Source organism: Mycobacterium sp. NAZ190054, from assembly GCF_001545925.1.
Taxonomy (GTDB): domain Bacteria; phylum Actinomycetota; class Actinomycetes; order Mycobacteriales; family Mycobacteriaceae; genus Mycobacterium.
Map to the genome: position 1 here is coordinate 1 of NZ_LMVQ01000098.1, position 12177 is coordinate 12177.

The following is a 12177-nucleotide window of genomic DNA, read 5'->3' on the forward strand; positions in this document are numbered from 1 at the left end:
ATCGGCGGTGTCGGGCGCTTCGGTGCCGGCCTCGGCCCGGTCCGGATCGACGTTGGGCGGCTGGACGACGGTTCCCGCACCCTCGTTCGGCGACGCGGGCTTGGCCGGCGCCTTCTTCGCGCCCGAGCCCGAGCCGGAGGCCCCCGCCGAGCCGGAGCCCCAGCAGGAGGCGCCGTCGTCGAATGGTTCGAGCGACGGCGACGCGCGCGTCGTGGGTGACGAACCCCCGGTGAAGGGCCTCGGCATCGCCAAGGGCGCCCGCCGCCCGGGCCGGCGATAATCCAGCTGCCACGGTGTTTCCGGCACAGAAATTGACTTGGACAACCGTGGGAGACTGATCGTCGTGAGTACCCATCAGGCGCCGTGGCACACGGCCAGTGGCCAGCACGCGCGCCAGCGTGAGTTCACGCAGTCGAGCAAGCTGCAGGACGTCCTCTACGAGATCCGCGGCCCGGTACACGAGCACGCCTCGCGACTGGAGGCCGAGGGCCACCGCATCCTCAAGCTGAACATCGGCAACCCCGCTCCGTTCGGGTTCGAGGCCCCCGACGTGATCATGCGCGACATCATCGCCGCGCTGCCGTACGCGCAGGGGTACTCCGATTCCAAGGGCATCGTCAGCGCCCGGCGCGCGGTGTTCACGCGCTACGAACTGGTCGAGGGCTTCCCGCGGTTCGACATCGACGACGTCTACCTCGGCAACGGCGCGTCGGAACTGATTCAGATGACGCTGCAGGCCCTGCTCGACAACGGCGACCAGGTGCTGATCCCGGCACCGGACTACCCGCTGTGGACGGCGTGCACGTCGTTGGCCGGCGGCACCCCGGTGCACTACCTGTGCGACGAGACCCAGGGCTGGAATCCCGACGTCGCCGACATCGAATCGAAGATCACCGACCGCACCAAGGCGATCGTGGTGATCAACCCGAACAATCCCACCGGCGCGGTGTACAGCCGCGAAACCCTGGAGCGGATCGCAGATCTGGCGCGTGAACACCAACTGCTGCTGCTGGCCGACGAGATCTACGACAAGATCCTCTACGACGACGCCGAGCACATCTCGATGGCTTCGGTCGCGCCCGACGTTCTGACGCTGACGTTCAACGGCCTGTCGAAGGCCTACCGCGTGGCCGGGTACCGGTCCGGCTGGCTGGTGATCACCGGCCCGAAGGAGCACGCGACCAGCTTCATCGAAGGCATCAGCCTGCTGGCCAACATGCGGCTCTGCCCGAATGTCCCTGCGCAGCACGCGATTCAAGTCGCTCTCGGCGGCCACCAGAGCATCGAGGACCTGGTGCTGCCCGGCGGCCGGCTGCTCGAACAGCGCGATGTGGCATGGGAGAAGCTCAACGAGATCCCCGGGGTGTCCTGCGTGAAGCCGCAGGGTGCGCTGTACGCGTTCCCGCGCCTGGACCCCGAGGTGTACGACATCGTCGACGACGAGCAACTGGTGCTCGACCTGCTGCTGCAGGAGAAGATCCTCGTTGTCCAGGGCACCGGATTCAATTGGCCCACACCGGATCACCTGCGCATCGTGACGCTGCCGTGGGCGCGCGACCTGGCCAACGCCATCGAGCGGCTGGGAAACTTCCTGGTCAGCTATCGGCAGTAGCGGCCGATCTAGGCTGGGCGGGTGGCGCATTCTCATTCGCACTCGCATTCGCTGAGCGGCCCGTCACCACTGGGTCCACTGGCGGCCAGGATGGTGGTCGGTCTGCTCATCGTGATCGGGGTGACGGTGCTGATCGGCGCCGCCCTGTTGTGGCCGAGCGGCGAGAAGGCCGACATCCCGCTGCCGTTCCAGAACGCCGCAGGTGGCGCGGTCACCACCGAGACCGGGCATGTGTTGTCCACCAGCGCCGCGGTGTGCGGCAGTCCGTCGGTCGGGGCGGTGCTGACATCGGACCCGGTTCCGGCCGAGGGTGAACGCGCGGCCTGCGTGCAGGCGCTGGTGGCCATCGATTCCGGACCCAACCGCGGCGCCAACACGATGCTGGAGTTCAGCGGCGGCCCGGGGCAGCCCGTCCTGACCGTCGGGGAGGACATCCGCATCAGCAGGCAGGTCGACGACACCGGCAGCACCACCTACGCGTTCTACGACTACGAGCGCACGTGGCCGTTGACCGCGCTGGCGGCGGTGTTCGCGATCGTGATCGTGGCCGTGGCCCGCTGGCGCGGGCTGCGCGCGCTGGTCGGCATCGTGATCGCCTTCGGCGTGCTGGTCATGTTCCTGCTGCCCGCGCTGCGCGACGGCGCCCCGGCCGTACCGGTGGCGCTGGTCTCCTCGGCCGCGATCCTGTACGCGGTCATCTACCTGGCCCACGGGGTCAGCCTGCGCACCAGCGCGGCGCTGCTGGGAACACTGGCGTCGCTGCTGCTGGCCGCGGTCCTGTCCTGGGCGGCAATCGAACTGGCGCATCTGACCGGGCTCTCGGAGGACCAGAACAACGAGGTCGCGGCATATCTGGGCAACGTGTCGATCACCGGGCTGCTGCTGGCCGGCTTCATCATCGGCTCTCTCGGCGTGCTCAACGACGTGACCGTGACCCAGGCGTCCACGGCCTTCGAACTGGCCGCGCTCGGCACCGGGGCGGGCCGCCGCGAGGTCTTCGTCGGGGCGATGCGGGTCGGCCGCGACCACATCGCGTCCACGGTCTACACGCTGGTGCTGGCCTACGCGGGCAGCGCCCTGCCGCTGCTGCTGTTGTTCAGCGTCGCCAACCGCTCGCTGGGCGACGTGCTGATCAGCGAGAGCGTGGCCATCGAGGTCGCCCGCTCGGCGGTCGGCGGGATCGCGTTGGCGTTGTCGGTGCCGTTGACCACCGGCATCGCGGCGCTGCTGGCGACGCCCCGGCCGCGACACGGCCTGAGCGGCGTTTGGTGCCCGATGCCCCGGGTACCCGGGCGTCCGTGAGCCGGCCCCAGCACACCTCGGACGTGACCCTGGAGGTCGACGGCCGCCAGACCACGTTGACCGTCGACCACCGCGTGACGCTGTTGGATCTGCTCCGGGAGAGACTCGGGGCGACGGCGCCGAAGAAGGGCTGCGACCACGGGCAGTGCGGCTCGTGCACCGTCCTCGTCGACGGACGCCGGGTGGTCAGCTGCCTGACGTTCGCCGTCGCCGCCGACGGGACGCGCGTCACCACCGCGGCGGGACTGGGCAGCGGCGACGACCTCCACCCGGTGGCGCAGGCCTTCCACGAGGAGGACGCGTTCCAGTGCGGGTACTGCACCCCCGGCCAGATCTGTTCGGCGGTCGGGATGCTCGACGAGGTCAAGGCCGGCGCGCCGAGCTTCGTCAGCGACGACCTAGAAGGGGCCCCCGACCTCACCGACGCCGAGATCCGGGAGCGGATGAGCGGCAACCTGTGCCGCTGCGCGGCGTATCCGAACATCGTCGCCGCGATCGGGAAGGCGGCGGACCGGTGAAGCCGTTCGACTACCACGTCGCCACCAGCCCCGCCGACGCGGTGGCCACGCTGACCGGACACCCGGCCGCGGCCTACCTGGCCGGCGGCACCAACCTCGTCGATCACATGAAACTCGGTGTGGCAGAACCAGACCTGCTCGTCGACGTCAGCCGTCTCGACCTCACCGAGGTCACGGTCCACGACGACGGCGGGGTCAGCATCGGCGCCAACGTGCGCAACAGCGACCTCGCCGCGCACCCGGTGATCCGTTCGCACTACCCGATGCTGGCCCGCGCGCTGCTCTCCGCGGCGTCCGGGCAGCTGCGCAACTCGGCGACCACCGCAGGAAACCTGTTGCAGCGCACCAGGTGTGTGTACTTCCAGGACGTCACCACGCCGTGCAACAAACGGGTGCCCGGCAGCGGCTGCTCGGCGATCGGCGGCTACGTCCGCTACCACGCCATCCTCGGTGCGTCGCCGAACTGTGTGGCCACGCACCCCTCGGACATGGCGGTCGCGATGAGTGCGCTGGACGCACAGGTCGTGGTCGAGGGCAGCGACGGCCGGCGCCGCATCCCGGCCACCGACTTCCACCGCCTCCCCGGCGACGAGCCGCACCGCGACACCGTGCTTTCCCACGGCGATCTGGTCACCGCGGTCGAACTTCCACCGCCGCCGCCGAATGCCGTGTCCGACTATCGCAAGGTGCGTGACCGCGCGGCGTTCGCCTTCGCGTTGGTGTCGGTCGCGGCCGAGCTCAGTTTCGTCGGCGAGGCGATCGCCACCGCGCGGATCGCGCTGGGCGGTGTCGCCCACAAACCCTGGCGAGCCCGCCACGCCGAAGAGATGCTGGTGGGCGCGGTGGCCTCCGACGACGTGTTCACCGCGGCCGCGGACGCCGAGCTGGCCGCCGCGGAACCGTTGCCGGGCAACGAGTTCAAGGTGGAGCTGGCGCACCGCACGCTGATCGCGCAGCTGCGGATGCTGACCGAGCGGGGGCGGCGGTGACGATCCTCGAACCGCGGTCCATCGGTGCGCCCGTGGCACGCCGGGACGGCCGCGCGAAGGTCACCGGCACCGCCGCGTACGCGTTCGAACAGCCTGTGGACGCACCGGCGTATCTGCATCCGGTGCAGGCCACCGTCGCTCGCGGACGGGTACTCGCGATGGACACCGCCGCGGCCCGCGCCGTCGACGGCGTCCACGATGTGTTGACGGTGTTCGACGCGCCCGAGCTGGCCGACTCCTCCGACGGCGAGCTGGCGATCCTGCAGGACATGCGGGTGCACTTCCGCGGTCAGATCATCGGCGGCGTGGTGGCCGAGACCGCCGAGACCGCCAGGGAGGCAGCCGCATTGGTGGCTGTCGAGTACATCGACGATCCTCATGACGTGGAGCTGCGCGCCGATCACCCCGGCCTCTACACCCCGGAGTCGGTGAACCCGTCGTACCCCGCCGACACCGACGAAGGTGACGTCGACGCGGCGCTGGCCGCCGCGGAGTTCACCGTCGACCAGACCTATACGACACCGATCGAGCACAACAACCCGATGGAACCGCACGCCTGCATCGCGCAGTGGGACACCCGGGACGGCGCTCCGTCGGTGACGCTGTACGACTCCACCCAGGGCGTGCACGTGGTGCGCAAGACGCTGGCGCCGCTGTTCGGCCTGGAACCCGGGCAGTTGCGGGTGGTGGCACCGCACGTCGGCGGCGGCTTCGGGTCCAAGGGTGCGCCACACGCCCACAACGTGCTGCTGCTGCTCGCGGCGCGGCGCGCGGGTGGACGGGCGGTGAAGCTGGCGCTGACCCGCCAACAGATGTTCTCGCTCGTCGGGTACCGGACGCCGACGATCCAGCGGCTGCGGCTGGCCGCGGACCGGGACGGTCACCTGACCGCGCTCGCCCACGACGTCGTCGAACAGACCGCTGCGGTCAAGGAGTTCGCGGAGCAGACGGCGGTCACGTCACGCAAGATGTACGCGTCGCCGAACCGCCGGACGTCGCACCGGCTGGCCGCGCTGGACGTCCCGGTCCCGTTCTGGATGCGGGCGCCGGGCGAGTGCCCGGGCACGTTCGCCGCCGAGGTCGCGATGGACGAACTGGCGGAGGCGGTGGGCCTGGATCCGATCGAGCTGCGGATCCGCAACGATCCCGAAACCGATCCCGAGACCGGTAACCCGTGGTCGGGCCGGCACCTGATCGAGTGCCTGCGGCTCGGCGCCGAGCGCTTCGGATGGGCATCCCGCAATCCGCGGCCGGGCAGCAGCGTCACCGGCGACTGGTTCACGGGCGTGGGCGTCGCATCGGCGACCTATCCGGGGATGGCGATGCCGGGCAACGCGGCCCGCGTCAGCTATACCGCCGAGGGGCGCTACGAGGTGCACATCGGCGCGGCCGACATCGGCACCGGGACGTGGACGACGCTGTCGCAGATCGCCGCCGACGCGCTGGGCTGCGACCTGTCGGCGGTCGACCTGCAGATCGGTGACACCGACCTGCCGCCGGCGTCGGTGGCGGGCGGCTCCTCGGGCATCACGTCGTGGGGGTCGGCGATCGTCGCCGCGGCGCGGCAGTTCCGTCGCGACCACGGTGACCCGCCACCAGTCGGGGCGAGCACCACCGCCGAATCCGCCGAGCACCCCGACGCGGACAAGTTCACCGTGCAGTCCTTCGGCGCCCACTTTGTCGAGGCGCACGCCAACCGGGACACCGGGGAGATCCGGGTGCCGCGCATGCTCGGGGTGTTCTCGGTGGGACGGGCGATCAACGCCCGCACGCTGCGCTCCCAGCTGATCGGGGGCATGACGATGGGGCTGTCGATGGCGTTGCACGAGGAGAGCGTGCGCGATCCGCGGTTCGGGCACGTCGTGACCCAGGACCTGGCGACCTATCACATCAGCACGCACGCCGATGTGCCGAACATCGACGCGCTGTGGCTGGACGAGGTCGACGAGCACTTCAACCCGATGGGGTCGCGCGGCGCCGGGGAGATCGGCATCGTCGGGTCCGCCGCGGCGGTCGTCAACGCCGTCTACAACGCGACCGGGGTCCGGGTGCGGGATCTGCCCGTCACGCTGGACAAGGTGCTGGCCGGTTTCGGGGCGCGCTGACTCGGCGCGCCGGGAGGGCACCTTTCGACTTTTACTCGTCAACAAACGATGACGCCGTCAACAAATGATGACGTGCAAAATTCGTCGGCTGCCACCCCGGCGCCGTTCAGCGCTGCAGCAACTCCATCAGATAGGCGCCGTAACCGGACTTGAGCAGCGTCTTCGCCCGGGCCTCCAGTGTGTCGTCGTCGATGAAGCCGACCCGCCACGCGACCTCCTCGGGCACGCTGATCTTCAGACCCTGCCTGCGCTCGATGGTGCGGACGAAATCGCTGGCGTCCAGCAACGAGTCGAACGTCCCGGTGTCCAGCCACGCCGTACCCCGGGCCAGCGTCTCGACATTGAGCCTGCCCTGATTGAGGTAGGTCTGGTTGACCTCGGTGATCTCGTACTCGCCGCGCGCCGATTTCCGCAGCCCGCGCGCGATCTCGACGACGTCGTTGTCGTAGAAGTACAACCCCGGCACCGCGTAATGCGACTTCGGCGTGGCCGGTTTCTCCTCCAGCGACAGCGCGGTGCCGTCGTCGGCGAACTCCACCACCCCGTACGCCGACGGGTTGGACACCCAGTAGGCGAAGATCGCGCCGCCGTCGACGTTCTGGAAACGCTGCAGGCTGGTGCCCAGGCCGGGGCCGTAGAAGATGTTGTCCCCCAACACCAATGCCACCGATTCGGTGCCGATGTGCGACGCGCCGATGACGAACGCCTGCGCCAGACCGTCGGGTTCGTCCTGCACCGCGTAGGTCAGGTCGATGCCGAAATCAGAGCCGTCGCCGAGCAGCCGGTGAAACGACGGGGCATCCTGCGCCGTGGTGATGACCAGGATGTCGCGGATGCCGGCCATCATCAGCGTGGACAACGGGTAGTAGATCAGCGGCTTGTCGTACACGGGTACCAGTTGCTTGCTGACGCCCATCGTGATCGGGTACAGCCGGGTGCCCGATCCGCCGGCCAGGATGATGCCGCGCATCAGCCGGTCAGATCCGCTTCGGTCATCTCGGTCGCCGCGAGCGCGGACGCGAGGTCCGGGTGCCGGAACACCGACGTGACGTGGTCGTGCACCACCCGGAAGGCCGACGCCGTCGTTCCCTCCTCACCCGTCACCGCGACCGTCCGCTGCTCGACGACGACCACGCCGTCCCGGATGTAGATGCGGCCGGGCTCGATCCTGCCGTCGAGCGCCTGCGCCCACTCCCGCAGCGCGGCATGCCCTTGCGCGGCGCCGCCGGCGTGGCCGATCTCGATGTCGTCGCTGGAGAGTTCCAGCAGGGTGTCGAGGTCGGCGGCGTTCAGCGCGTCATGCCAGGCGAGGACGGTGGCCATCTCCGAAGTGGTCATGATCGCGAAGGTACCCACTCAGAACGGGGTGCGCTCCAGCCACCCGTCCCAGACGGCGGCGTCCCCGTGCATCTCCAGTCCGGCGTCGGCGGCCGACTTGCGCCGCACGGTCGCCAGCAGGAGCCCGTTGACGGGACCGCGCAGCGCCACGCTGCTCTTGCTGTGGCTGTGCGACCACGACAGGCCGTCCTCGTCGTGGGCGATGGTCCACTCCCCCGTCGGCCCCAGCTTCTCCTCGGTGGCGTGCAGGTGAATCGACTGGCCCAGGTCCAGGGCCGGCGGATGCCTTCTGTCGACGGTGGCCAGTTCGATCCACTCGCTGAGGCAGTCGGCGGCGAACTCGGCGGGCAGCTCGAACTCGGTGCCGAGCGCCAGCGCCGCGTCGGCGCGGTGCACCGCCACCTCGTGCACGCGTCTGCGGATCCACCAGCCCGCGGGCCGGGGCCCGACGAAGGTCCACACCCGGGCGTCGGCGCCGACGTGGTCGACGGCGTCGATGACCAGCTGGGCGCCCTGCTGGAACCACTCGGCGGCGGCGTCGGGATCGTCGGGCGGTCTGCCGTCTCGCACCTCACGCGGGTCCAGTGGCTGGTTGCGCCGTTCACTGATGATCTGTGCAGACCAACGGTTTCCGCGCCCCACGTGGCGGTAGAGCTGTTTGAGCGTCCACTCCCCGCACGTGGGCACCGGCGTCGCCGGGTCTGCGGATCGGATCAGGTCACCGAAGGCTCGAGTCTGCTCGAGCAGGGCTGCTCGGAAGTCCACCTTTACGAACCTAGCGTGGCGCGCGTCTTTCCAAGCGTGATCGGCAAGGTTGACCACCCGCGCAGCACCCTGGTGTCGCGGCGGCTGCCCCGGCCCGCCAGCCGGGCCTCCGGGAAGCGCTCGAAGAAGGTGCGGAGTCCGACTTCGCCCTCGGCGCGGGCCAGCGCCGCGCCCAGGCAGAAGTGCCTGCCGCCCGAGAACGACAGGTGCCGGCCGGCGTTGTCGCGTTCGATGTCGAAGCGGTGCGGGTCGGTGAACACCTTCGGGTCCCGGTTGGCCCCGGCCAGGTGGATCACGACGAGCTCGCCACGCTTGATGTCGGTGCCGCCGACGGTGACGTCGGTGCGGGCGAAGCGGGCACTCATCTGCACCGGTGAGTCGAGCCGCAGGATCTCCTCGACCGCGTTCGGCCACAGCTCGGGGCGCGCGGCCAGCGTCTCCAGGTGCCCGGGGGTGTCCAGCAGCATCCGGATGCCGTTGCCCAGCAGGTTCACCGTGGTCTCGAACCCGGCCGCCAGCACCAGGCCCGCGGTGGCCTGCATCTCGCGGTCCGACAACCGGTGGGCCTCGTCGGCGGCCTGACTGGCCTGGATCAGCTGGCTCATCAGGTCGTCGCCGGGGTTGCGGCGCAGCTGGTCGAGGTGGCCGCCGAGCCATTCGTTGAAGCCGACGATGCCCTCGTGCACCTGGGTGTACTGCCGCCACGACAGTCCGATGTCGAGGCTGGGCGCGCCGAGTTCACCGAAGTGCAAGATGTGCTCGCGGTCCCGCTCCGGGACGCCGAGGATGTCGCTGATCACGGCGACCGGCAGCTGCGAGCAGTACCGATCGACGACGTCGACCACCCCGGATTCGCGTTCGAGGTCGTCGAGCAGTGCGTCGGCGGTCTGCTGGACGCGGTCGCGCAGTGCCGCGACGGCCCGGGTGGTGAACACCGAGGACACCAGCTTGCGGCAGCGGGTGTGGTCGGGCGGTTCGATCGACAGCAGCGACGGCGGCTCGATCGGGTGCAGCAGGCCGGGGTGGGTCTTGCGGTTGACCCACTGCAGCGGTTTGGGCAGACCCGCGCCGAGCGAGGACACCCGGAAGTCGTCGGAGCGAAGGATCTCGTTGGCCGCGGCGTGGTCGACGGTCATCAGCACCGCGCGGCAGCGGATCACCGGTCCACGCTCCCGGAGTTCGTCGGCGAACGCGGCGGGGTCGGCGCGCACCGCGGGGTCGGCGATCAGCCGGGCCTGCGGGTCTCCGCCGCGACGCGCCCCCACCTTCGACAGTCCGCGGATCACGCCGTGCAGGGCCAGCCACCGGATGCGTTGCTGCAGAAGATCGGCCGACATCAGCTCAGCTTAAGCAGGGGCCGCAGATCGTCCAACCGGTCGAACAGGTGCCAGATGTAGGACGACGAGCCGTTCTCCCGGTGCGCGTGCAGGTCGGCCAGTTCGGGGTCGTCGCGGTAGCTGTCGAACGCGGCCCGCGATTCCCACTCGACGAGGATCAGCACCTTGCGCGGCTCGATGTCGCCGGTGACGGACTCCTGGAACCGGCCGAGCGCGACGACGCGGCCGCCGTGCCTGGCCACCTCGGCCGGGGAGCGTTTCGAGTAGGCGAGGTATTCGTCGCGGTCGGCGATGTCGAACAGGTTGAGCGCATAGACGGGCATGCGCCGACGCTACGCCGCGGCGGGTTCCCCGCCGAAGCGGCCCAGCGCGAACACCCGCCATCCGGCTTTTTGCCACCTCGGCACGTCGAGGCAGTTGCGGCCGTCCACAACGACTTTCGCGCGGACGGTATCTCCGAGCGCCGCCGGATCGAGGTCGACGAACTCAGCCCACTCGGTGAGCACCAGCACCGCGTCGGCGCGTTCGCAGGCCTCCACGACCGTCGTCGAGTAGTTCAGCGTGGGAAACAGCCGGCGCGAGTTCTCGATCGCCTGCGGGTCGTAGACGTTGACGGTGGCACCGTTGAGTTGCAGCATCCCGGCGACGTTGAGCGCCGGTGAGTCCCGCACGTCGTCGGATTCGGGTTTGAACGCCGCGCCCAGGACGGCCACGTTGGCGCCCAGCAGGGAGCCTCCGCAGGCCTTGGTGGCCAGTTCCACCATCCGGGTGCGGCGGCGCATGTTGATGCTGTCGACCTCCCGCAGGAACGTCAGCGCGTGGTTGGCGCCGAGCTCGCCGGCGCGGGCCATGAACGCCCGGATGTCCTTGGGCAGACATCCGCCGCCGAAACCGAGCCCCGCGTTGAGGAACCGGCGGCCGATCCGGGCGTCGTGGCCCAGCGCGTCGGCCAGCAGCGTGACGTCGGCGCCGGCGGCCTCGCAGACCTCCGAGATCGCGTTGATGAAGCTGATCTTGGTGGCCAGGAAGGCGTTGGCCGACACCTTGACCAGCTCGGCGGTCTGCAGGTCGGTGACCAGGAACGGCACCCCGGCGGCGAGCAGGGGAGCGTACATGTCCCGCCCCACCTGCTCGGCCCGCCGTGAATCCCTTTGCACCCCAAACACAATGCGGTCGGGGTGCAGGGTGTCCGCAACGGCGAACCCCTCCCGCAGGAACTCCGGATTCCACGCCACCTCGACGGTGACGCCCTCCGGAGCGAGGCCCGCGGCACGCTCACTGAGGTCTGCGGCGGTGCCCACCGGCACCGTCGACTTGCCCACGATGACCGTGGACCGGGTCAGCTGGGGCACCAGGGTGTCGATCACGGCGTACACGTGTCGCAGGTCGGCGCCGTACTCGCCCTTCTTCTGCGGTGTCCCGACGCCGAGAAAGTGCACGTCGGCGAAGGCCGCCGCCTCGGCGTAATCGGTGGTGAAGCGCAACCGGCCGGTATCGAGGTTGCGCCGCAACATGTCTCGCAGTCCGGGCTCGTAGAACGGCACCTCTCCGCCGGAGAGTTTCGCCACCTTGCCCGCGTCGACGTCCACGCCGAGAACGTCATGACCGAGTTCGGCCATGCCCGCGGCGTGGGTCGCGCCGAGATAGCCGGTCCCGAAGACGGTGCACCGCATACCGCCTGTATAGGCAGCCGGGGTGAGCCCGCCGCTACGCCACTCTGAGCGTCAGGCCAACGGCGGGTGACGAACTAGTTGCGGCCTCCACCGGGAGCGCAGAACACCAGGAAGCAGCCGTCGCCGTTGACGTCACCCGGGACGCCGCTCCCGGAACCGCCACCGCGCGACGAGCCCGAATCCGAGCCGCGACCGGAATCGCCGCCGCCGCGGCCGGAGTCGCCGCCGCGGCCGGAGTTGTCGCCGCCCGAGCCGCTGCCCGGCCACTGGGGCACCTGAGGCACGGTGGGAACCGTCGGCTGGGGCCGCGTGGGCTGGACGGTCTGCGTGGGCAGCGTCGGCCTCGGCGTGTCGTCATCGTCGTCGTCCTGCCACGGCGGCCGCCACGGGTTGTCCGGCTTGTCGTCGTCGGCGTCGCGCGTCCGGGGCCTGCTCGGTGCTGCGCTCTTCGCGCTCCGCGGTGTCCGGCACGTCCGGGGTCTCCGGTGCAGAGCTCTGCCCCGCCTGCGCCAGACCTTGGGCGAGCACCTGGGGCAGT

At 70.1% G+C, this 12177-nt stretch carries 12 protein-coding genes and 1 pseudogene; 6 read left to right on the forward strand and 7 right to left on the reverse strand.

Going from position 1 to position 12177, the window contains the following annotated elements; genetic code table 11:
• From ASJ79_RS08820 to ASJ79_RS08845, 6 genes are all read left to right on the forward strand, one after another.
• Positions 1 to 280 (forward strand): hypothetical protein (locus tag ASJ79_RS08820; RefSeq protein WP_156448345.1); only part of this gene is annotated, 280 nt, incomplete at its 5' end.
• 36 nt (positions 281 to 316) lie between these two features.
• Positions 317 to 1612, forward strand: a complete 1296-nt coding sequence (locus ASJ79_RS08825) for a pyridoxal phosphate-dependent aminotransferase (RefSeq protein ID WP_197420136.1) — start codon at positions 317 to 319, stop codon at positions 1610 to 1612.
• A gap of 21 nt (positions 1613 to 1633) precedes the next feature.
• Positions 1634 to 2914: a YibE/F family protein gene (locus tag ASJ79_RS08830; protein ID WP_067954334.1), complete on the forward strand. Its 1281-nt coding sequence runs from the start codon at positions 1634 to 1636 to the stop codon at positions 2912 to 2914.
• Entirely contained in the window at positions 2911 to 3432 is a 522-nt protein-coding gene (locus tag ASJ79_RS08835) for a 2Fe-2S iron-sulfur cluster-binding protein (protein WP_067954344.1), read from the forward strand. Before ASJ79_RS08830 ends, ASJ79_RS08835 begins: the two co-directional genes overlap by 4 nt.
• The gene (locus ASJ79_RS08840; protein WP_067954335.1) at positions 3429 to 4421 is read left to right on the forward strand and encodes a xanthine dehydrogenase family protein subunit M; all 993 of its coding nucleotides are present in this window, start codon (positions 3429 to 3431) and stop codon (positions 4419 to 4421) included. Before ASJ79_RS08835 ends, ASJ79_RS08840 begins: the two co-directional genes overlap by 4 nt.
• Positions 4418 to 6526 carry a xanthine dehydrogenase family protein molybdopterin-binding subunit gene (locus ASJ79_RS08845; protein ID WP_067954336.1) on the forward strand — a complete coding sequence of 703 codons (2109 nt, stop codon included), beginning with the start codon at positions 4418 to 4420 and terminating at the stop codon, positions 6524 to 6526. The genes ASJ79_RS08840 and ASJ79_RS08845 overlap by 4 nt, the downstream gene beginning before the upstream one ends.
• Positions 6527 to 6632: 106 nt before the next feature.
• Here ASJ79_RS08845 and rfbA read toward each other — a convergent pair whose 3' ends face one another.
• The 7 genes and pseudogenes from rfbA to ASJ79_RS33770 all read right to left on the reverse strand — a co-directional run.
• Positions 6633 to 7496 (reverse strand): glucose-1-phosphate thymidylyltransferase RfbA, encoded by an 864-nt coding sequence (gene rfbA, locus ASJ79_RS08850; protein WP_067954337.1) that lies wholly within the window; start codon positions 7494 to 7496, stop codon positions 6633 to 6635.
• Positions 7496 to 7864, reverse strand: coding sequence for a nuclear transport factor 2 family protein (locus ASJ79_RS08855; RefSeq protein WP_067954345.1), 369 nt, complete (start codon positions 7862 to 7864; stop codon positions 7496 to 7498). The genes rfbA and ASJ79_RS08855 overlap by 1 nt, the downstream gene beginning before the upstream one ends.
• Before the next feature lie 18 nt (positions 7865 to 7882).
• Complete coding sequence (locus ASJ79_RS08860; RefSeq protein WP_067954338.1) at positions 7883 to 8629, reverse strand: maleylpyruvate isomerase family mycothiol-dependent enzyme; 747 nt, start codon at positions 8627 to 8629, stop codon at positions 7883 to 7885.
• 2 nt (positions 8630 to 8631) lie between these two features.
• Complete coding sequence (locus ASJ79_RS08865; protein WP_067954339.1) at positions 8632 to 9966, reverse strand: cytochrome P450; 1335 nt, start codon at positions 9964 to 9966, stop codon at positions 8632 to 8634.
• Complete coding sequence (locus ASJ79_RS08870) at positions 9966 to 10289, reverse strand: DUF1330 domain-containing protein (RefSeq protein ID WP_067954340.1); 324 nt, start codon at positions 10287 to 10289, stop codon at positions 9966 to 9968. The genes ASJ79_RS08865 and ASJ79_RS08870 overlap by 1 nt, the downstream gene beginning before the upstream one ends.
• 9 nt (positions 10290 to 10298) lie before the next feature.
• Positions 10299 to 11639, reverse strand: a complete 1341-nt coding sequence (locus ASJ79_RS08875) for a UDP-glucose/GDP-mannose dehydrogenase family protein (protein ID WP_067954341.1) — start codon at positions 11637 to 11639, stop codon at positions 10299 to 10301.
• Between the two features lie 74 nt (positions 11640 to 11713).
• Positions 11714 to 12177 (reverse strand): annotated as a pseudogene (locus ASJ79_RS33770) (hypothetical protein); the annotation flags it as partial.